Genomic DNA, 20,872 nt, shown 5'->3' with positions numbered 1-20,872 from the left:
AGCGTTCATGCGATCCCGCGGCCATGCACGATCCTCGTGCGGGCCGCGGGATCGTCTTTTACCGGCGGGCCGCGCGTGCGCGTACATTGGAACCCATGACGATCACAGTTTCCACAGACGGCTCCGCGCTCGGCAATCCCAACGGCCCGATGGGCTGGGCATGGGCGGACCATCCGACGCGCGAGACGCGCGGGCACGACCACACCGGCGACTGCGACGCCGGCGGCGCGACGAACGGCACGAACCAGATAGGCGAACTGTGCGCCGTGCTCGAGGCGCTGCGCACGCATCCGGGCGACGAGGAGCTCGTCATCGAAACCGATTCGCAGTACGCGATCAACTGTTCGACGAAATGGGTGCACGGCTGGAAGAAGAACGGCTGGAAGAACTCGAAGAAGGAGCCGGTGAAAAACGCCGAGCTCATCCGCGCAATCGACGACGAGATCCGCCGACGCGAAGGACCCGTGCGCTTCGTGTGGGTCAAGGGGCACGCCGGCAACGCCGGCAACGAGAAGGTCGACGAACTGGCGCGCACCTACGCCGGCGACTGCCGCTCGTCGGTGCGCGACGGCTATCTGCCGAAGGAGGGCTGGCAGTCGCTGCTCGCGTCGTCGTATGCGCGCGGCCTCGACGTGCCGCTCGACGCGCGCATGCTGCTTGACGACGAACTGTCGGCCGCCGACTACCGGCGCGCGCGCTGCATCGGCGGCGTCGGCGACCCCGACGGCCCGCAGCCAGTGCAGGACGACATCGTCGACACCGACACGACCGCCGCGCGCACGGCGGACGAGGAATCGGCTGTCGCGCACGACGACGTCACACACGACGATGTTGCGCCGACCGAGAAATCGACAAGCCGGCAGAACGCGGCGAGCCCGGAGCCGCTGCTGCGGCACAGCGGACTGCATGTGCACGGGACGGTCACGTTCACGCCGCCGCCGTCGTCGAGCCCCCACTACGACGGGCGTCCGCGTGCGATACGCGGCTACATCGAAGTCGAAGGCACCGTCGACGGCGACGGGACGATCACGCTTGACGGCGCGCCGTTCCTCATCCACCGTCCGCGATGACGATGTTCGTTCGAATCCACTACACTGAAAGGCAGCCGGGGCGCGACCCCGGAAGGACGAAACCAACAAAAGGAGCGTCATGGACAAGGCACAGCAGGATGCAATGAAGAAGGAAGCTGGCATCGAAGCGGCGAAGCTCGTCAAGAGCGGCATGATCGTCGGACTCGGCACGGGCTCCACGGTTCGCTTCCTCGTCGACGAACTCGGCCGCCGCAAGCAGGAGGAGGGCCTCGAGTTCACCGGCGTGACGACGTCGCGCCGCACGCAGGAGCAGGCGGAAGGCTACGGCATCAAGATCGTCAACATCGACGAGGTCGACCATATCGACCTGTGCATTGACGGCGCCGACGAGGTGGACAAGAACTTCAACGGCATCAAAGGCGGCGGCGCGGCGCTGCTGTGGGAGAAGATCGTCGCGATCAACTCGGACTACATCGTCTGGATCGTCGACGCCTCGAAGCTCGTCGACGTCATCGGCAAGTTCCCGCTGCCGGTCGAGGTCATCCCCTTCGGCGCGATGCACGTCATCGAACGCATGAAGGAACGCGGCTACAAGCCGACGCTACGTCTCGACGCCGACGGCAAGCCGGTGCGCACCGATGAGAACAACTACGTCGTCGACCTGCACCTCGAGCGCATCGACGACCCGGCGGCCCTGCACGAGGACCTCATCAACATGGTGGGCGTCGTCGAGGACGGCCTGTTCCTCGACATGGTCAACGAGGTCATCGTCGGCGACCCGAACGGCCCGCGCACGCTCGTCAACCCGAACAAGGCGTGAGTGCCGCCGTCGCGGCGTTGGGTCTGACGCATAGGGGAAGCCCCCACAACCCGGCCGGGTTGTGGGGGCTTCCCCTATGCGTCAGCGGATGCGCGTGCTATAGGCAGTGTTCGCTGTGTGCGTCACGTGGCACGCACACAGACAATCACTCGCCGAGCGCCTTGTCGACGACCTGCGTGGCCTCATCGAGGACGGCGTCAAGCGTCTCGGGGGAGACGAAGGACTCCGCGTACACCTTGTAGATGTTCTCGGTGCCGGAGGGGCGCGCTGCGAACCAGTTGTCCTCGGTGACGACCTTGATGCCGCCGATCGGCGCGTCGTTGCCCGGTGCCTTCGTCAGAATCGCCGTGATGTCCTCGCCGCCGAGCGTCGTGGCCGTGACGTCCTTCGCGTCGAGCTTGGCGAACTTCTGCTTCTGCTCGAGCGTCGTCGGCGTGTCGATGCGGCTGTACCAGCTTTCGCCGAAGCGCTCGACCTGTTCCTGATGCAGCTGCGCCGGGTTCTTGCCGGTCTTGCCGGTGATCTCGGCCGCGAGCAGATCGGGGATCAGGCCGTCCTTGTCGGTCGTCCAAACGCGGCCGTTGAAGCGCAGGAAGCTCATGCCGGAGCTCTCCTCGCCGCCGAACGCGATCTCGCCGGTGAACAGCGGGTCGACGAACCACTTGAAGCCGACCGGGACCTCGACGACGCGCGCGTTAATCGACGCGGCGACGCGGTCGATGAGCGACGACGAGACGAGCGTCTTGCCGACGCCGGTGCCCGCCGGCCAGTCGGGACGGTTGCCGCCAAAGAGGTACTCGACGCACACCGCGAGGTAGTGGTTCGGGTTCATGACGCCCCAGTTCGGGCAGACGATGCCGTGGCGGTCGGCGTCCGGATCGGTGCCGCCGACGAGGTCGTACTTGTCCCACGCGCCGGCGTTGAGCTCGTCGACGAGGCCCTTCATCGCGTACTGCGACGACGGGTCCATGCGGATCTTGCCGTCATGGTCGATTGTCATGAAACGCCACGTCGGGTCGACCTCGGGACGGATGACGCCGATGTTCAGGCCGTACTTCTCGTTGATGAGCGGCCAGTAGTTGACCGAGGCGCCACCGAGCGGGTCGATGCCGAGGCGCACGCCGGAGTTGCGGATGACGTCGAAGTCGATGACGTTCTTCAGATCGTCGACGTAGTGTTCACGGAAGTCGAAACGCTCGATGAGATCAGACTTGATCGCCTGCTCGAAGGGCACGCGCTTGACGTTCCTGAAATCGCCGAGCAGTTCGTTCGCGCGGTTCGCGATCGCATTCGTCACGTCGGACGGCGCCGGACCGCCGGTGACCGGATCGTACTTGAAGCCGCCGTCGGTCGGCGGGTTGTGCGAAGGCGTCACGACGATGCCGTCGGCGAGGTCGGCGCCCTCGAAGCGCTGCGTGCCGTCGGCCGCACGGTTGTGCGTCAGGATCGCCTGGGAAACGACCGGCGTCGGCGTGAAGTCGTCGCGCGAATCGATGCGCACGCGCACGCCGTTCGCGACGAGCACCTCGATCGCGGTCTTCCATGCCGGAAGGCTCAGCGCATGCGTGTCGCGGCCGATGTAGAGCGGGCCGTCGACGCCGGCCGCCTTGCGGTACTCGGCGATCGCCTGCGTGATCGCGACGATGTGCGCCTCGTTGAACGAGGTCTTCAGCGAGGAGCCGCGGTGGCCGGAGGTGCCGAAGATGACACGCTCTTCAGGGACCGACGGATCCGGGACGACGTCATAGTACTTGCCGATGACTTCGTCGACGTTGATCAGATCTGCTTCAGTGGCGGGCATGCCCGCGTTAGGTGCAACCATACTTCCTTCATTCTGATGGGACAACAGTTACTGCTCCATGCTGCAGGGCGTGGTCGCCGTGCAGACGCGGTTCCAGTTTAGCCTGTGGCGCAGAGATGACATCGATTGCAAAGGTGGCATCGGCGGCGGCTGGCGGCAAAAAAGAGCGAAGAGGCGCGTCGCGGCGCTCGCGGCCGCCCATCGTTCGCAATCGATGGACGGTCGCGAGCGCGCTCAGTCCTTGGCGAGCGGCGCCTTGATCGGCGGGATCTGCGTCGTCGCGCTGATGTTGTCGTCGAGCGGCACACGCACGAGGAGCGCCTCGCGGTCGACGGAGAACAGGATATGCCGTGTCTCGGGCAGCATGTCGCCGTCGACCTGCGCGGGCACCGGCTTGTCGAGCATGACCTCGGCCTGCACGCCCTGCATCTGGTCGATGTGCGAATGCGTCGACAGCGGGCTCTGCGCGGCCTTGCCGGTGATCGTCTGGTGGACGACGTCGCCGAAGAGGTTCGCCCAGCCGATGATGCCGCCGTTCGTGTCGATCATCTCGAAATCGAGCAGCCCGTCATTGAACGCCGCGTCCGGCATCAGCGAGAACACCGGGATCTGGCCGCAGTTGCCGGCCATGAACGTGCGGAACTCGGTGTCGCGCTGCGTGTATGTCTCGCCATCGGGACCCTTGATCGTGATCGACGCGCGGTATTTCGGCGTGAACAGATGCTTCGCGCCGGAAATGAAGTAGGCGAGCCAGCTGATGTTCTTCTTGAGCTTGGGGTCGGTGTCGTCGATCATCACAGCGTCGAAGCCGACGCCGGCGATGATCAGGAACGCGTGCGCATGGTCCTCGTCCGGGTCGTCGAGGATCCGCAGACGGCCGACGTCGACGCGATGCGAGCCGTGGGAGACCGCGATCGTCAGCGCGGCCTCGACGTCGTCGATCGGAATGCCCATGTTGCGCGCGAACAGATTGCCGGTGCCGATCGGCACGATGCCCATCGCATGCCCGGTGCCGCCGAGCGCGGACGCGACCGTGCGCACCGTGCCGTCGCCGCCGACGGCGATGACGACGTCCGCGCCGCGCGCGAGCGCCTCCTGCGCGCAGACGCGGCCGTCCTTGTCGAGCTGCGTGTCGATGAACATGACCTCGGTCAGCCCCTTGCGTTCGCAGTATGCCTTGATGCGCGCGCGCGTCGTCTCGGCGGTCGGCTTGGACGGGTTGATGATGAACGCGTAGTGCACTTGGTCGTCGCGGCGCTGCTCGAGCCGCTGCACGCGCCGACGGTGCATCGTGATACGGATGGCGGCGATGATCGCGGTGATGATCGCGATGAGCGCGATCATCACCGCGAGAATGATCAGTGCCTGTTGATTCATGGCTCGCCCTCGCTTCTCCTCGCCTGCACGCCGGACCGCACCGATGACGGCGCCCGCGCCAGCTACCGGTTTCCCATCTTAGCAAGCGACGCGCGCGTGGCAGCGCGGGCGGCTGCGTGCGTCGCGAAAACAGTGGGAAAACAACGGTCAGCTGTCGGCTTCGCGCATTACGCTTAAGCCATGCTCGATATTCAATTCATCCGTGAACACCCTGAAGTCGTCAAGGAATCCCAGCGCAAGCGCGGCGAGTCGGTCGAACTCGTCGACGAGGTGCTGCGCAGCGACGAGGTGCGCCGCACCTCGCTCAAGAAGTACGAGGAGGCGCGCTCCAGGCAGAAGGAGATCGGCAAGCAGGTCGCGAAGGCCGCCGCCGACGAGAAGGCCGCGCTCATCGCGCAGACGAAGGAGCTCTCCGAGCAGGTCTCCGCATACAAGGCGGACGCGGACACGGCGAACGAACAGTACACCACGGCGATGTGGCAGCTGTCGAACATCGTCGAGCCGGAGGCGCCGGAAGGCGGCGAGGACGACTACGTCGTCGTCAAGAAGGTAGGCACGATCCGCGACTTTGCAGCCGAGGGCTTCGAGCCGAAGGACCATCTCACGCTCGGGGAGGGCGTCGCCGGCATCGACATGAAGCGCGGCGTCAAGGTCTCCGGATCGCGTTTCTACTTCCTGCGCGGCGACATCGCGCGCATGCAGATCGCGATGCTGACGATGGCCGTCGACCAGGCGCAGGAGCACGGCTTCGTGCTCGCGATCACGCCGACGCTTGTGCGTCCCGAGGTGATGCGCGGCACCGGCTTCCTCAACTCGCATGCCGATGAGATCTACCGTCTGCGCGAACCCGACGAGGACTACCTCGTCGGCACCTCCGAGGTCGCACTTGCCGGCATGCACGAGGACGAGATCCTCGATCTGGACAAGGGCCCGCTGCGTTACTGCGGCTGGAGCTCATGCTACCGCCGCGAGGCGGGCGCCGCCGGCAAGGACACGTCGGGCATCATCCGCGTCCACCAGTTCGACAAGGTCGAGATGTTCGTCTATTGCAAGCCGGAGGACTCCTACGACCAGCACCGGCAGCTGCTCGCGATGGAGGAGGAGATGCTCGGCAAGGTCGAGGTGCCGTACCGCGTCATCGACACGGCCGCCGGCGATCTGGGATCCTCGGCCGCGCGCAAGTTCGACTGCGAGGCGTGGGTGCCGACGCAGGGCCGCTACCGCGAGCTCACGTCGACGTCGAACTGCACGCAGTATCAGGCGCGCCGCCTCAACATCCGCGAACGCGTCGAGGGCGGCACCGAGCCGGTCGCCACGCTCAACGGCACGCTCGCCACGACGCGCTGGCTCGTCGCGATCATGGAGAACCATCAGCTCAAGGACGGCTCGATCGTCGTGCCGAAGGCGATGCGTCCGTACATGGGCGGCAAGGAGATCATCGAGCCGACGACGTGGGAGGCGTGATACGCGCTTTCCGGCATTGCGCACGGACGACGCATACGGCGCCTGATACGCAGGCACATGCTATACTGGTCGTTCGTGCGCCAAGCACATTGGATAGGTGTCCGAGCGGTCTAAGGAGACGGTCTTGAAAACCGTTGACGCGCAAGCGTCCGCGAGTTCGAATCTCGCCCTATCCGCCGACTAAGGGCTTCCGGTTTCGACCGGAAGCCCTTTTTTCATGCCGTTGTCATGCCTTGTGGCGGCCGTCGGGCCGTCAGGGAGGTCAGACATAGAGGTCATGTGGGGAGCCGCACCGGCCGCGCGCATGTTACGGCCGTGTGTCCGCGGAGGGGGAGCGGGGCGTTTTCGTAACCAACCAAAAACATGGCGATTATGTAAGTGAGCAGGTGCTCGTTTATGTTTGCCGATATCCGGACGCAGTCGGCGCCGGAGATCAACGATACGAGAAACCCAAGTGAAGGCAATGCATAACAACGATTCGTGAGCATATCCGCTCCGTTCCCGACCGAAAGAAGGCGACGATGACCGCACCATCCATACCCGCACCGCATCTGGACCAGAGCACATGCTCACCACAATCCGGCATTCCTCCGGTCGCCACGGCCGGCCAGCGTGCGGCAACGTCGCGCGCTGGTCTGGGCACGCCGGCGATCACGATGATGGTCGTCGCCGCGGCCGCGCCGCTCACCGTGCTCAGCGGCGGCACGCCGCTCGGCATCCTCACCGGCAACGGCGCCGCGTTCCCGGTGAGCTTCCTCGTCGTCGGCGTCGCCCTGCTGCTCTTCTCGATCGGCTTCTCCGCGATGAGCCGCCACGTGACCGGCTCCGGCGGCTTTTTCAACGCGATTGGCCGCGGCCTGCACCCGATGTTCGGCCTCGGCGCGTCGACGCTTGCGCTGTTCACTTATCTGATGATCCAGTCGGCGATCGTCTGCTTCCTCGGCATGCAGATCTGTACATGCCTCGCCTCGATCGCCGGGCTGACGGTGCCGTGGTGGGTGTGTTCGCTCGCGGCCGCCGCGCTCGCCGGCGTCCTCGGCTACCGCAACATCGCGATGAGCGCGAACGTCGTCAACGTGCTCATCGCCGGCGAGATCGCCGTCGCCGTCGTGCTGTGCGTCGCGATCTTCGCTCGCCATCTTCCCGCGGGTGTCGACTTTGCGGCCACGTTCAGCCCGTCCGCGTCGCTCGAAGGCGCCCCCGGCGTCGCGATCATCTTCGCGATCGCGAGCTTCGTCGGCTTCGAATCGACGTCGATCTACCGAGCCGAGGCGCGCGACCCCGACGTGACGGTGCCGCGCGCGACCTACGTGGCCGTCGTATTCGTCACGCTGCTCTACCTCGTCTCGTCCTTCGCGATCGTCGTCGCGTGGTGCTCGGACGGCGCCGTCGACGCGGACGCGCTCACCGCTGGCGATATGCTCCAGGCGACCGGCGCGAAGTACGTGGGCGGCTGGTTCGCGAACGTCATCAGCGTGCTCATCATCACGAGCCTGTTCGCGGCCGTGCTCTCCTTCCATAACGTGCTCGCCCGCTACATGCGCGCGATGGCTGACGCCCGCGCGCTGCCGTCCGTGCTCGGCCGTCTGCATGCGCGTCACGGCTCGCCGACCTTCGCGTCGCTCGTCGCGACCGCCGCTTCCGTCGGCGTCGTCCTGTGCGTCGGCATCGCCGGCCTTGACCCCTTCACCCAGGCGTTCTCATGGTTCTCCGGCGTCGCCGTCCTCGGCTTCGTCATGCTGCTCGTGCTCGCCTGCCTGTCCGTCGTTGTGATGTTCGTGCGCCGCGCCGACCTGCGCGCCGGCGAAGGCGTCCTCAAATCGGTTGTCGCGCCCGGCGTTGGCGTGCTGCTGCTTGTGGCGATCCTCGCGTGCGCCGTCATGTACTTCCCCGACCTCGTCGGCGAGGCGAGCTTCGGCGTCACGTGCCGCACGCTCGTCGCATGCGCGTGCGCCGCCTTCGCCGTCGGCGTCGTCGAAACAATCATCATGCGCAGGCGCAGCGACGACGCCTACCGTGCGCTCGAGTCGGCGATCGCCGGCTGAGCGCAGCTCCGCGAATCCCGCGCGGTCGACCGTTTCCGAACATTGTCGGAAGGGCCGACCGCGCGTTCGCGTACTATGGCAAATCGTGCATGTCGCAGTCGTGCACATCGCAGCGGAAACGAAATAAGGAGGACGATGCCGAAGATCGTCGATCACGAAGAGCGGCGCCAGCAGATCATCGACGCGTTCCTGACGCTCGTCGAACGCGGACGCGGCCTCGACGCCGCGTCGTCGCGTGCACTCGCAGCGCAGCTCGGCGTCTCGAACAGCCTGCTGTGGCGGTACTTCGACGACATGGACGCGATCGTCGAACGCGCCTACCGCGAGGTCGTCGCGCGTACGAACGCGCGCATCGAACGCGGCATCGCAGGTCGGCGCGGCCTTGACGCCGTCCATGCGCTCATCGACGAACTCATGCCGGTGACGAGCGTGTCGCAGGCGGAGGCGCGCATCGTCGTCGCCTACTGGGCCGCGAAGGTGCGCGACCGGCGCTCCTACGTCGAGCCGCACAACTGCTGGCGCGTCAAGCTCGTCGATTTCCTCGAGCAGGCGTGCGAACTCGGCGAGGTCGCCGACGACTGCCCGGTGCAGGTGCTCGCCGACGCCGTCGTCGATATCGTCGACAACGCGCAGGTCGAGTTCGCGATGTCCGAGGACGAGCATACGGCGCTCGCGGCGCGTGATCTCGCGCGCGCCATTGTGCGGCTGCACTGAACACGACGCGCGCGGGGGCAGCGTGCGTATTGATGTATTGATGAGGGTGAGCGTTTGCTCATGTAACAGAGTTGACATCTGTCGTCATCGTTGGAAACATATGGGAAACCGGTTAGAAAATCTCGTTGCCTTAAAGTGAGCATACGCTCAAAAAACAACGGAAGGATGTCATCATGACTGCCGCATCGGAACTCTACCCGGGATTCATCAGCCTTGACGAGGCCTTCGACCTGACCGAGGAGCAGGTCAAGGACATGCAGCTGAAGCACATGAACGAATACCGCACGAAGCTCGGCCTCGCAGGCGGCCTCACCTTCGACATCAAGCGCGCCGAAGGCTGCTACATCTGGGACGCGGACGGCAACAAGCGCCTCGATTTCATCGGCTGCGTCGGCGTCTACCTGCTCGGCCACAACAACCCGTTCATCGTCGAGAACGTGCGCAAATACCTCGCTACGAAGCCACTGACGATGGATCCGCTCGCCTTGAAGCCGATCACGGCGGCCTTCGCGCACAACATGGCGCTCGTCACGCCCGAGCTGACGCGCACGATCGTCAACGGCGGCGGCGGCGCGGAGGCCGTCGAGGCCGTGCTCAAGCTCGTGCGCATCGCGGCGGGACGCCATCATCCCGAGCGCAAGCGCATCGTCTCGACGCTCAACTCCTTCCATGGCAAGACGCTCGGCGCCGTCAGCGCCGGCGGCAAGGACGTGTGGCGCCGCTGGCAGCCGGTCATCGCCGACCACACCTACGTACCCTACGGCGATCTTGACGCCGTGGAGGCGGAGTTCAAGAAGGGCGACGTCATCGCGTTCATCGCCGAGACGATCCAGGGCGAAGGCGGCGTCGTCGTGCCGCCGGAGGACTATTTCCCGACGATCCGACGCCTGTGCGACGAATACGGCGTCTACATGATCATGGACGAGGTGCAGGCCGGCTCGTGCCGCACCGGCTACGTCTGGGCGCACCAGTACTACGAGGGTCTCGTCCCCGACGCGTTCACCTTCGCGAAGGGTATGAGCGACGGCGTGCTGCCGGTCTCCGGCATCCAGGTCAAGGACAGCCTGTATCAGGAGGCTTACGGCTCCTACGACAGCGCGATGATGCACACGGCCACCTATCAGGACAACAACATCTCCGCCGCCGTCGCACTCAGCTCGCTGCAGTACATGATTGAGCACGACGTGGCCGGCCAGGTGCGCGAGAAGAGCAAGTACATTTTCGCCAAGCTCGAACAGATCCATCAGAAGTACCCGGACGTCATCGCGGAGATCCGCGGACGCGGATTCATGATCGGCCTCAAGTTCGGCGTGGACGCCGACGGCGTGGGCTACGCGAACCGCGTGGCCGCCGTCATGGCGCAGAAGTACTACGTGCACACGATGACGTCGACGAACGACGACACGATCCTGCGCGTCTACCCGAACATCACGACGACCGAAGCGGACTTCGACTGGTTCATCGACGCCTTCGACAAGGCGATCCGCGACGTCATCGGCTCGGCCGCGCCGGCGGAGAGCTGATTCGGGCACGGCGCATCCATCGAATCGACACAGCGACGGCCGGGCCGCACCACGACGCAGCGACGTCGAGGGCGGCCCGGCCGTCGCCGTGTCTGTGAATGCTACGAGCCGATCAGGCCGAAGAAGTCGCCGAGCAGCAGCGCCAGCAGCACGCAGGCGGAGAGCATTCCGATGATCCAGCTGTGGCCGCGCGCCATACGGTACTCCTTGCGCGGGGCGTCCCCGTCGACGCCGTGCGGATCGAGCTCGCCGGGACCGTAGAAGAAGTAGAGGCGCACCCACAGCCAGCACAGCATCACGATCGCGATGAGCGAGCCGATGCGCAGCGCCGTCCATCCGGCTTCGAGCGCCGCCGCATGGTCCTCGAGTCTGAGCGTGGCGCGTGCGACGAACGCGAAGTAGGCGAGGAAACCGCAGGTGAGTGCCGGCGTGAGGATGATGTTGCCGATGATAAGCGCCTTCGACTGTGCCGTGTACCGGTGCACGAGCGTGCGTCCCTTGCGTCCCGGCGATTCGGCGTCGCAATGTCGTCTGCGTGCGAACGCGACGCAGCAGCCGATGACGACGATGAGCCACAGCAGGATGACGAGCGCGTCGACGATGAGCACCTCGAGCAACGAATGAACGCAGCCCGGCTTGACGTTGGCAGGAACGGCGAACTCCTGGAAGGGTTGCGCGCCGGCGATCGGCGGCGTCGTCCAGTCAGAGTCCGTCGCGCCGGCGGCGACCGCGTTCACCCAGTCCTCGAGATTGTGCGTGTAGTGCGGCTCCAGTTGCAGTCCCGGCAGCGACAGCGACGAGCCGGTGCGCATCTGGTGGTTCGTCGGATAGTAGCGCACCGTCACGTTTTCGTTGCCGACGTCATGGGCTTCGTGGATGAGCTTCTGCGCGCCCTGCTCACAGGGCATCGACGGGTCGCGCGTGCCGTAGTTGACGAGCAGCGGCATTGTCAGGTTGTGCCGGTAGGCGGCCGCGTCGAAGTCGGCGTAGGCGAGGCCGAAGGGTGCGAAGTCGAGGCTGATGAGCTTGGGGATGATGTTGATGACGCCGCTCGGCGCGCCGACGATGTTGAGATACTGCGTCGCCGCCATCGCCATCTGCTGGCGCGGCGAGAACACCGGCGCCGACGTCAGGATCGCGAACGCGATGTCCTTGTCCCTGTCCGCCATCAGCGTCGCGATCCAAGTGCCCTCCGATTCCGCGTAGATGCCGGCCTTCGTGCGGTCCACGCCCGGCCAGTCGCGCAGCGCATCGAGGCCGGCGAGGTAATCCTCGGCGTTCGACATGTAGTCGCGCGACAGCGGCGTGTAGTTGTCGAGTCGTTTGTCCTGCACGAGCGTCGTGATGCCGGCCGACGCCATCGCGTTCGCGATGTCCGCGTAGACCTCGGAGGCCTTGCCGGTGCCGGCGCCGTGCACGAAGGAGCAGGCAGGGCGTCCCTGCGGCGCGCCGACCGGTTCGCGCACGATCGCGTTGACGGTCTTCCCGCCGCTGATCGGGAGCCGGATCTTCGTCTCCTTGACCTTGTAGGTGCCTTCCTGGGGTGTCGTGATGCCGCGTGCGGCGATCGCGGTGTCGCTCGTCGACACGGTCAGATGCGCGCTGAGCGGTTCGATGCGCCAGGACGGCATCATCAACGCGCTCACGCCGAGGAACAACGCGAGCGTGACCGTCGACACGACGAGCGTCCATGCGAATTGCTTCCAGAAATGCTGCACGGTTCCTCACTGTATCGCCAGGGTTGCCGATTCTTCGGCGCAAAGCTCAAAACGCGCCGGATGACGCCTCATCGTGCTGTGTCCGTTCGTGCTGTGCTTGTTCCGTCTGCGTCCGCTCCGCCTCTTCGAGCGAAGTGGCGCCCGCCATCCGCATCGTCCACGCCACCGTCTGCTGCGTGAGGTTGCCGCCATGCGCCTGCGTTCGTGCGACGAAATCCTCGTACAGCGCGAGTGTGCGCGGCGAGTAGGTGCCCAGTTCGCCGCGCAGATACGTCTCGTACGACGTGCGCTCAAGCGTGTCCTGATCGCTTGACAGCACGCGCATGTTCGCGCCGATGTGCGGGAAGTGCGCGACGAAATCGCGTGCCCAGTCGAGCTGCCGTGCCACGATCCGCTCCTGCCGGGCGACCCGTGCGCCGTCCAATGCGGGGATATGCGGGGCGATGTCGCGCCGGAAGCGTTCGGGCTCCGTCGACGCCATCATGCGCGCGTATTTCTCCTCGACGAGGTTGCGGCCTTCGCGCTCGGCGTCCCTGAGGTCCTGCAGATACGACCTGATGAGCGCGACCGGCCACGGCATGAACTGGCTCGTGCGCATCAGCGCGAACATCGGCCAGTTGCCCTGACAGGCGGCGCGGCCGCCCTCGTTCGTCGTGCGTTGGAACATGTCCCATTCGTGGCGCACGATTTCCTCGACGAGCGCCTCCCGCTCGCCGTCCTGCGCTGCGTTGCCATTCTGTGCTGCATCTTGTTCTCGTGTCATCATGACTCCGTTTCCTCCACCGTCGTGGCTCGTTCCGCTGTCACAGGTTCCGCCATCACAGGCTGTGCAGGCATGGCGAGGGGTCGTGGATATGAGCCTCAACATAGGGGCGCTGCCATTCGAGGAAGTCGGCGTCCGCATCGGTCAGTCCCTGCCGACGCAGCTCGTCGACGATCTGCGCGCAGATCGTCTCGATGATGCGCTCGACCTCTTTGATGTGCGGCGCGGCGCCGGCGCCGCCTTCGCCGAATCCGGCGCCGGCGAAGCAGGCGGCCGACGAGCGACGCAGCAGCGTCTCGAGTTCGTCGCACACCTCGGTCAGCCGCATGCCGGCGCGCCGGCTGAGCGCGCGCAGCGCGGCGAACCGCCACTTGTAGTACGGCGCATAGCCGACCGTCACCGGCTTGTTGAGCAGGAACACGAGCGAGGAGACGGCCATCGTGAATTCGTCGATGCACAGCCACGCGGCCGCGCCGTCGCCACGCTTGAGCATGCGCGGCACATTGTATTGGCCGGCTTGTGCGATCATGCCGAGCCTGCGCGAGATCCACGCGAGCCACACGTCCTGAGGCATGAGCTTGAACGATTGGCGCGCTTTCGAGAACGCGCCGAGCGGATCGGCGAAGACGCGCCCGTTCGTCGCGTTCGCCAACGTGGCCTCATCGAGCGTCATCCACAGATGCGGCTTGTCAGCGCCCGGCGCGCTCGCGTATCCGGTGATCGACGTGAAGAAACCGCCGATCGTGAACACGCCGTCGCGTCGGTCGTCGCCGGACGCCCTTGGCGTCGTCGTGGAACGTGTGACGCCGTCGAATTCGCGGGGGAGCGCCTCGTAGTCGCGCTGTAGCTGCTCGCCGATCCGCGCATAGTCGTCGTCGGTGAGCCACAGGCAGAACCGCGCGCCGAAGTCATGGTCCTCGGAGGTCGCGTCGTCGAAGCCGAAGCATTCCGAACCCGGACCGACCAGACCGGCGGCGATGCGGCCGACATAATCGGGATAGCGTTCCTCGAGCATCGGCTTGCCGCAGACGAGCCAGAAGTCGCGGGCGAGCTGCAGGCCGCTGCGGCGTGGAGAAGCCGTCGCGGCGGCGGTTGCAGAACCGTTGGGCATAGTCTCGGCGTTCGTAGTGCCGCCGTCTGCACTGTTGTTGGCATTCGCAGCGTCGACTTCCTGCGGGCTGTCGGCATGCGCGTCCATCATGCCTCCGGCGGCGCGCAGCGCTTCGCGCGCCTTGCTGAGATTGGCTTCGGTGACGCGATAGTAATCGGTGTGCTCGCCGTAGCAGGTACGGATGATCGCGAGCGCGCGCTCGTACTGGTCGACGGCGCTCGCCGGATCGCCGCGTGTGAACGCCACCTGCGCGGCCGCCGCGAGCGCCGACGCATAGTGTGCGCTGCCTTCGGCCCCGGCGGCCCGGTAGATCTCCAATGCCCGTCGTGCGTATGCGGCGGTCTCGTCGAGCGTCGCGACACTGTCGTTGTTGTTGTCGTCTGCTGCTTCATTGTTTGCCGCGGCCTGCGTGAGCAGTGCGAGCACGAGGTTCGCGCAGGTGGAGGCGATGTCCACGTCGGTCATCGGATTGGGGCTGCCGTGTTCGAGGATCGCGAGCGCCTCGCGCAGTTCGCAGACAGCTTCGGCGGGGCGATTTGTTTCGCCGTAGAGCATCGACAGGTTGTTGTGCAGTGCCGCGAGCCGCCGGTCGTCGGCGTCATAGACGCGCCTCGCGCAGTCGAGCGCCTGATGGTAGAGGTCCTCGGCCTGCTCGTAGTTGCCGGCGGCGCGCTGCGATGTGGCCGCATTGATGAGCGTCGTCGCCCACGCCTCGGTGCCTTCGAGCCCGAGGCGCAGCGCGAGCTCGATCGCCCGCTGGATGATCCACTGGTTGTCCTTGTGGCGCGATTGCGAACGGTAGAAGCCCATCGTCTCGTTGAGCACGGTGAGCAGGCCGGGCAGGTCACCGGCGTTCTCGGCCTGCTCCATCGCGTCGAGCAGATAGGGTTCGGCCTTCGTGGCCGCCTCGTGCCGCGCGAAGATGGCGTCGAGACCGTGCAGGAACGCGTCGACGTCGAATCCGCCGTCCGCAGCGTCGTTGTCGTCCGTCGCGTTGTCGTCGTCCGCTGTCGTGGGCGGCGCAACGTCCTCGCTGAAGCGCGTCAGTTTCGCCAGCAGATCGTCCTCGTCATGCGCCATCGCGTCCGCCTTTCGCCTGTGTCTCCGGGCGCGGGCCGCCGCGCCGCCGTCTCGCTGAGCACCATCGTAGGGCATCGGCGGCGCCACACGCCGTCGCTCTGATCGCCTTGTGCGAACAAATGTTCGAATCGTGCGCCGCGTGCATCAATCAACGTCAATCAATCTGACGAATCAGACGATGAATCAGTCAACGAATCACACAATATGCCGATCGGCCGCCCACAACGTCAGTTCGTTGCGGTTCGACAGCTGCAGTTTGCGCAGCACCGAACTGACATGCGTCTCGACCGTCTTCACTGAGATGAACAGTTCGGCGGCGACCTCTTTATACGTGTATCCGCGTGCGATGAGGCGCATGACCTCCTGCTCGCGCGTCGACAGCCGGTCGAGTTCGCTGTCGTGCACCGGCCGTGCCATGTCGTCGGCAGCCGGCGGCGCGCCCTGGAACGCCGAGAGCACGAAGCCGGCGAGCTTGGGGGAGAAGACCGCGTAGCCGTCGGCGACCTGCTCGATCGAATGGACGAGCTCGTTGCCGGTGATGGTCTTCGTCACATAGCCGCGCGCGCCGGCGCGGATGACGGCGCCGACGTCCTGCGCCGAATCGGAGACCGACAGCGCGAGGAACGCCGAATCGGGCGACAGTGGCCGCGATTTCGTCAGGATCTCGGCGCCGCCTCCGCCCTCGCCGCCCGGCACATGCACGTCGAGCAGCACGACGTTCGGCTTCGTGTCGGCGATCATCATCACCGACGATTCGACGTCCGCCGCCTGCCCGACGACGTCGAAGATCGGCGCGAGCGTCGCGATGACGCCCGCCCTGAACATCTCATGGTCGTCGACGACGGCGATGCGCACCGGCTCGCGCCGTGTCCCGTCCTGTTCGCTCATGCTGTCTCCTTTGCGTCGTCCTGCGCCGCGCGAGCGTCGTTGTGCGCGGCGATCGGCATGTGCATGCGCACCTCGGTGCCCCATCCGAGCCTCGAGACGATCTCCATGCTGCCACCGCGCCGTCTGATGCGCCCGATGATCGACTCGCGGATGCCGAGCCGTTCGGGCGGCACGTCCTCCATCCTAAAGCCGTCGCCGTGGTCGCGCACGAACACCTCCACAAGCGTGTCCGACGCCTCGCAGTACACGGAGACGGGCTCGCCGCCGTGCGTCACCGCGTTGACCATCGCCTGCGCGGCGGCGTCGAGCAGCGCGTCCGTCTGCGCGCTCGGCCGTGCGTCGCCGACGGTGACGACGTCGATCGGCTTGCCGTGGCTGTCCTCGATCTGCGCGGCGATCTGCGTGAGCCCCGCCTTGACCGACCGATCCGAGGTGGTGCGTTCCTGATACAGCCAGCTGCGCAGCTCACGTTCCTGCGAACGCGCGAGCGTGAACACCGTCTGCGGCTCGGCCGCGTGCAGCTGGATCAGCGCGAGCGTCTGCAGGACGCCGTCGTGCAGATGCGCCGTCATGTCGGCGCGCTCCTCCTCGCGTTCCTTGAGCGCGCGCTCGTTCGTGAACCCGCGCATCAGCGCCATGATCCACGGCGTGAGCGTGCCGATGACGGCGAACACAAGCAGCAGGCCGCTGACGAGGCTGCGCGCGAGCGTGACCTCGCGATGCGCGAACAGCGGCTGTACAAGAAAGACGACATAGGCGACGAATTCGAGCGCGACGCCGATCGCCGTCGTCATGACCTGCCCGCGCGGCGCATTGTAGCGCATCCAGGCGATGCCGAGACCGATGACGGCGAGCGCGGCCGGCAGGATGGTGCCAGCGCGCGACGCCGCCATGTTGATGACGATCGTGCATGCGATGAGCAGCACGCCGAGCGACGCGAACAGCGCCGGCTTCGACGCCTCGTCGAACAGCTGCTTGAGGCTTTCGCCGCTGATCGTCGGCGCCGCCGAATTCAGGCCCGTGTAGTCGGTCGCGTCGTAGTCTCCTGCATCGTCGATTCCGGCGCGCGCGTCCGCGGCTCCCGGGCGCGCGTTGCCTTTCGCGAGCGGCGCGTCAGCGGCATGCGCGACCGCCGCGATGCGCCGCGCCTCGGCTTCGGGGTCGCCTGCCGGAATGAGCAGCCACAGCGCCACATAGGCGCCAAGTCCCACGCCGTACAACGCACACAAGACGACAAAGGCGAGACGCACCCATACGACGGGCACGCCCAGATGCATGCTGACGCCGCGCGCGACGCCGGCGATCCAACGCCCCTTGCGCGGCCGCATCAGCGGCAGCCGCGCCGGATACAGCGGACGGTCGGCCGCCGCACGCGCCGCGGAGGCGCCGCCTGTACCTGTCCATGTCGAAAAGCTGTCGTGCATGCCTCCATTGTGCCGCCGTTCAGGGAGAAAACCGAGCCCCGACGTCAAGAATCAGGGATGATTCAGGGTGTCCCCGGAGGCTTTGCGCGCCTTCGAACTGCTGTAATGGAGACATGAGCAACACACAGAACGACCCGCGGCCGCAGGGGCAGCCCGGTCAGCAGGGTCCACAGCAATACACTGCCCAAGCCCAGCCGACCGCGCAGAAGCCGGAATCGAGCTTCTTCCGCTGGATTCGCGAAAGCCGCGTCGAACGCACGAACAACCGCGTCATCGCCGGCGTGTGCGGCGCGATCGCCCGTGAACTCGGCTGGAACGTGACGCTCGTGCGCGTCCTCATGGTCGTAGCCTTCTTCCTCGGCGGCTTCGGCGCCGTGCTCTACGGCATCTGTTGGCTGCTGCTGCCGGACGAGCTCGACCACCGGATCCTGCTCGAAGAGGCGATCGACGGCCACTGGGACTGGTCCTTCGTCGGCGTCATCCTGTGCATCCTCATCGGCGGGTTCAGCGGATTCGGCTTCCTGTGGTGGGGATCGTGGAGCATCAACTTCGGTGCCTTCCTGTTCGCCGCGCTCGCGTTCTTCCTGCTCGTAGACAACGGGCGCAGGCGCTTCGCCGTGAATGACGGCGTCCGACCGGGCAATCCGCCTGCGAACATGCCGCCTGCGAACATGCCGTACGGTGGCGCGATGCCTCCGCAGCAGCCTGCGCCGGCCGCCGGTGCCGCCGCGCGGCAGGACGACCGTCCCTTTCGCCCCGACATGTATATGAGCGGCGGCGCGCCGGTGGACATGACCGACGCGACCAAGGCCGCGCCCGCCATGCCGCAGCCCATTGCGCCGAACTATGCGACCGCGCAGCAGTCCACTGTGCCGCCTACGCCGGTGCCGCCGGCCCCCGCACCGCAGTCCGCCGTGCCGCCGACCTATGTCGCGCCGCCGTCGCGACCGGCGCCGGTGAAGACCATGCGTCGCAAGCCGGCCGGCCCGATGCTCGTCCTGCTTGTGCTCGGGCTGATCATCATCTCGATGGCCGTGTGCTCCTTCGCCGTCAACACCATGTCGCTCGCCAGCGCGATGCAGCCGGGCGTGCTCTATGTGGGCGCCGTCTGCGCCGTGCTCGGCGTCGTCATCATCGTGCTCGGATGCGCCGGACGGCGCACCGGCGGCCTGCATCCCTTCGCCTGGACCGCGATGTTCCTCGCCGTGTGCGCGATGGCGGTCGGCGGCGCGTGGACCGCCGTCAACGTCTACAGGAACAGCATCGACCACGACTACACGCCAATCAGCCTCGCCGCCGGCAATGTCGAGCTGACGTCGTCGGCCGACGATTGGAAGAAGCTCGAACGCGGCATCGCCGTCACCGGCAACAGCTACCGCTACAACCAGCTGAGCGTCAACCTGTCCAATACGAAGAAGCACACGGTATGGCTCAACAATGGGCGTCCCGGGACGAGCACGTGCCCGACGGGCCGCATCCCGATGACGGTGACGAACGCGCGCGTCGTCGTGACGATCCCCGACGGATGTTCGTGGAAGATCCTGGGCGCATACCCGACCGATGCGGTCGGCGGCCCGTACACGTTCTCCTCGAACGGCAGCGCCCTCGGACGGTTCGACATCGTCGGCTGGGACAACGACGACATCGTCGGCTACACCCATGTGAGGATGCCCGGCATCGAGGTCGAAGTCGGCGATCCCGACGACAGGGATGAGGACATCGACGAGAGCGACGGCGATGACACGACGACCTGGGTCGACACCGACGACATGTACTTCACATCACGCAAGATGGCCGACCTGTGCACCGGCGTCAGCGTGCAGGACGGCAAGGTCGACCTCGCCGCGGACGCGAACGGGCAGATGAAAGAACTCATCGAATCCGACCGCTACTGGCCGTGCGCGGCGAGCGCGGACAAGGCGCCGAAGGAAGCCGAACTCATCATCGAACCGAACGTGCTCATCTCGGGCGGCGTCACTGTACGCTACGCCTCGCAGCGGTGAGCGGACAGGAAACGGATCATGAACAACACAGACCACAATACGCATGATGACGACACCGAGGTCATCGCACAGCAGGACGCGGCGGGCGATGTCACGACGGAGGACGTCACGACGGAGATGGACATGCCGCTGAGCGAACGCTTCGCCGACTTCGACGTCGACGCGGCCGCCGCGCCGACGCCCGACGACGGCGATACGCGCGAAATGCCAGCGCAGTCGAGGATTGACGACGCGACGACCGTCGTCATCGAACAGACGGGCGGCGACGATCTTGCACCGACGTGCGTCATGCCGCAGCAGGACGCCGACGACAAGACGCAGCCGCTGACGACCGTGCGGTCGGCCGGATGGTCGTGGTCGTCGGATGCTGCGCCCGCGATCACTGCGACGGACGACGATACTGCGACGCTCGATACAGCGACGCTTGACGATACGGTTCTTGATACGACGACCTTCGGTACGGAAACGCTGGACGTGACCGTCGTCGACGAGGACGCCGCTGAGGCAACGACAAGCGCCGCTGATACGACGGCTGCCGCGACGCCACCGTCGGAGCCGACGCCACCGTCCGCAGTGCCGATGTACAGCGCGCCGCAGCCGGCCGAGGAACCCAAGATCGTGCGTCCGAGCGGCGCGAGCGCCGGCACAATCGCGTTCGGCGTCGTCGTCACGATCTTCGGTGCGCTGACGATCCTCGTCGGGGCGACGATGAACAGCGGTCTGCTCGACTACATCGACTGGCGTGGCATCGTCAACTGGACGCTCATGGGGCTCGGCGTGCTGCTCAGCGTCGTCGCGATCGTCTGGGGCCTCATCGCCCATGTGCGCGGCCGTCGTCGTGACGAACGCCGCACCGACCGCTGAGCCGACCATATCCGTAACCCTCACGAAACCATCCGACGAAAGGAGACTATCGGGACCCATCGCTCGACACACGGCGCCGCGGCACTTCGCTTTTCCAGTTACCCATTACCCATCGCCGCGGCGGACTCACACCAACGCCGCCCCTCGCCGTCACCGCGCCATGCGCGGAAAACAGCGGAGGGCGGCGTTGCGCGCTACAGTGGCAATAATCAGCGGACGGACAACAATCAGCGAACGAACGATGGA

The 20,872-nt window shown here is 66.1% G+C and carries 15 protein-coding genes and 1 tRNA gene; 9 read left to right on the top strand and 7 right to left on the bottom strand.

Translation table 11 applies throughout. The features are described 5' to 3' along the window. Positions 1–95: 95 nt before the first annotated feature. Entirely contained in the window at positions 96–1,070 is a 975-nt protein-coding gene (locus G606_RS0102225; RefSeq protein WP_026644617.1) for a ribonuclease H family protein, read from the top strand. 79 nt (positions 1,071–1,149) lie between these two features. After that, on the top strand, positions 1,150–1,851 hold the full coding sequence (gene rpiA / locus G606_RS0102220; RefSeq protein WP_026644616.1) for a ribose-5-phosphate isomerase RpiA: 702 nt from the start codon (positions 1,150–1,152) through the stop codon (positions 1,849–1,851). A gap of 145 nt (positions 1,852–1,996) precedes the next feature. Here rpiA and pgm read toward each other — a convergent pair whose 3' ends face one another. Further along, a complete protein-coding gene (gene pgm, locus G606_RS0102215; RefSeq protein WP_026644615.1) occupies positions 1,997–3,673 on the bottom strand; it encodes a phosphoglucomutase (alpha-D-glucose-1,6-bisphosphate-dependent) in 1,677 nt (558 codons plus the stop codon). Positions 3,674–3,886: 213 nt separating this feature from the next. After that, positions 3,887–5,029: a diacylglycerol/lipid kinase family protein gene (locus G606_RS0102210; protein WP_026644614.1), complete on the bottom strand. Its 1,143-nt coding sequence runs from the start codon at positions 5,027–5,029 to the stop codon at positions 3,887–3,889. 180 nt (positions 5,030–5,209) lie between these two features. On the opposite strand from G606_RS0102210, the gene serS reads away from it, so the two are divergent. The 5 genes from serS to G606_RS0102185 all read left to right on the top strand — a co-directional run bounded on the left by serS (position 5,210) and on the right by G606_RS0102185 (position 10,775). After that, positions 5,210–6,493 carry a serine--tRNA ligase gene (serS, locus tag G606_RS0102205; protein WP_026644613.1) on the top strand — a complete coding sequence of 428 codons (1,284 nt, stop codon included), beginning with the start codon at positions 5,210–5,212 and terminating at the stop codon, positions 6,491–6,493. Positions 6,494–6,584: 91 nt separating this feature from the next. Beyond that, positions 6,585–6,669, top strand: a tRNA-Ser gene (locus tag G606_RS0102200). Positions 6,670–7,014: 345 nt separating this feature from the next. Beyond that, positions 7,015–8,538: an APC family permease gene (locus G606_RS0102195; RefSeq protein WP_081663888.1), complete on the top strand. Its 1,524-nt coding sequence runs from the start codon at positions 7,015–7,017 to the stop codon at positions 8,536–8,538. A gap of 135 nt (positions 8,539–8,673) precedes the next feature. Continuing rightward, positions 8,674–9,252 carry a TetR/AcrR family transcriptional regulator gene (locus tag G606_RS10645; RefSeq protein ID WP_051198353.1) on the top strand — a complete coding sequence of 193 codons (579 nt, stop codon included), beginning with the start codon at positions 8,674–8,676 and terminating at the stop codon, positions 9,250–9,252. Positions 9,253–9,425: 173 nt separating this feature from the next. Beyond that, positions 9,426–10,775, top strand: a complete 1,350-nt coding sequence (locus G606_RS0102185) for an aspartate aminotransferase family protein (protein WP_026644611.1) — start codon at positions 9,426–9,428, stop codon at positions 10,773–10,775. Between the two features lie 101 nt (positions 10,776–10,876). Here G606_RS0102185 and G606_RS0102180 read toward each other — a convergent pair whose 3' ends face one another. The 5 genes from G606_RS0102180 to G606_RS0102160 form a co-directional block, all read right to left on the bottom strand. Further along, complete coding sequence (locus tag G606_RS0102180; RefSeq protein WP_423734417.1) at positions 10,877–12,493, bottom strand: alpha/beta hydrolase family protein; 1,617 nt, start codon at positions 12,491–12,493, stop codon at positions 10,877–10,879. 46 nt (positions 12,494–12,539) lie between these two features. Beyond that, complete coding sequence (locus G606_RS09575) at positions 12,540–13,256, bottom strand: DUF4125 family protein (protein ID WP_051198423.1); 717 nt, start codon at positions 13,254–13,256, stop codon at positions 12,540–12,542. Positions 13,257–13,311: 55 nt separating this feature from the next. Next, complete coding sequence (locus G606_RS0102170; RefSeq protein ID WP_026644609.1) at positions 13,312–15,447, bottom strand: DUF4037 domain-containing protein; 2,136 nt, start codon at positions 15,445–15,447, stop codon at positions 13,312–13,314. 195 nt (positions 15,448–15,642) lie between these two features. Next, entirely contained in the window at positions 15,643–16,335 is a 693-nt protein-coding gene (locus G606_RS0102165) for a LuxR C-terminal-related transcriptional regulator (RefSeq protein WP_026644608.1), read from the bottom strand. Further along, the gene (locus G606_RS0102160; RefSeq protein WP_051198421.1) at positions 16,332–17,663 is read right to left on the bottom strand and encodes an ATP-binding protein; all 1,332 of its coding nucleotides are present in this window, start codon (positions 17,661–17,663) and stop codon (positions 16,332–16,334) included. The genes G606_RS0102165 and G606_RS0102160 overlap by 4 nt, the downstream gene beginning before the upstream one ends. A gap of 209 nt (positions 17,664–17,872) precedes the next feature. Between G606_RS0102160 and G606_RS09570 the strand changes: the two genes are divergently transcribed. Beyond that, positions 17,873–19,762, top strand: a complete 1,890-nt coding sequence (locus G606_RS09570; protein WP_051198350.1) for a PspC domain-containing protein — start codon at positions 17,873–17,875, stop codon at positions 19,760–19,762. Between the two features lie 18 nt (positions 19,763–19,780). Beyond that, positions 19,781–20,626: a hypothetical protein gene (locus G606_RS10640; protein ID WP_051198347.1), complete on the top strand. Its 846-nt coding sequence runs from the start codon at positions 19,781–19,783 to the stop codon at positions 20,624–20,626. Positions 20,627–20,872: the final 246 nt, after the last annotated feature.

It is taken from the genome of Bifidobacterium sp. AGR2158 (assembly GCF_000424225.1).
In the GTDB taxonomy this organism is placed as follows: domain Bacteria; phylum Actinomycetota; class Actinomycetes; order Actinomycetales; family Bifidobacteriaceae; genus Bifidobacterium; species Bifidobacterium anseris.
Note: the sequence above shows the minus strand (reverse complement) of the source record. Positions and strands in the feature narration are given on the sequence as shown.

Excerpts from the sequence above, each read along its gene's own strand:
- G606_RS0102195 (WP_081663888.1), top strand. The coding sequence starts at position 7,015 with ATGACCGCACCATCCATACCCGCACCGCATCTGGACCAGAGCACATGC.
- G606_RS10640 (WP_051198347.1), top strand. The coding sequence starts at position 19,781 with ATGAACAACACAGACCACAATACGCATGATGACGACACCGAGGTCATC.
- G606_RS09570 (WP_051198350.1), top strand. The coding sequence starts at position 17,873 with ATGAGCAACACACAGAACGACCCGCGGCCGCAGGGGCAGCCCGGTCAG.
- G606_RS0102165 (WP_026644608.1), bottom strand. The coding sequence starts at position 16,335 with ATGAGCGAACAGGACGGGACACGGCGCGAGCCGGTGCGCATCGCCGTC.
- serS (WP_026644613.1), top strand. The coding sequence starts at position 5,210 with ATGCTCGATATTCAATTCATCCGTGAACACCCTGAAGTCGTCAAGGAA.
- G606_RS0102185 (WP_026644611.1), top strand. The coding sequence starts at position 9,426 with ATGACTGCCGCATCGGAACTCTACCCGGGATTCATCAGCCTTGACGAG.
- G606_RS09575 (WP_051198423.1), bottom strand. The coding sequence starts at position 13,256 with ATGACACGAGAACAAGATGCAGCACAGAATGGCAACGCAGCGCAGGAC.
- G606_RS10645 (WP_051198353.1), top strand. The coding sequence starts at position 8,674 with ATGCCGAAGATCGTCGATCACGAAGAGCGGCGCCAGCAGATCATCGAC.
- G606_RS0102170 (WP_026644609.1), bottom strand. The coding sequence starts at position 15,447 with ATGGCGCATGACGAGGACGATCTGCTGGCGAAACTGACGCGCTTCAGC.
- G606_RS0102225 (WP_026644617.1), top strand. The coding sequence starts at position 96 with ATGACGATCACAGTTTCCACAGACGGCTCCGCGCTCGGCAATCCCAAC.
- rpiA (WP_026644616.1), top strand. The coding sequence starts at position 1,150 with ATGGACAAGGCACAGCAGGATGCAATGAAGAAGGAAGCTGGCATCGAA.
- G606_RS0102210 (WP_026644614.1), bottom strand. The coding sequence starts at position 5,029 with ATGAATCAACAGGCACTGATCATTCTCGCGGTGATGATCGCGCTCATC.
- G606_RS0102160 (WP_051198421.1), bottom strand. The coding sequence starts at position 17,663 with ATGCGGCCGCGCAAGGGGCGTTGGATCGCCGGCGTCGCGCGCGGCGTC.
- pgm (WP_026644615.1), bottom strand. The coding sequence starts at position 3,673 with ATGGTTGCACCTAACGCGGGCATGCCCGCCACTGAAGCAGATCTGATC.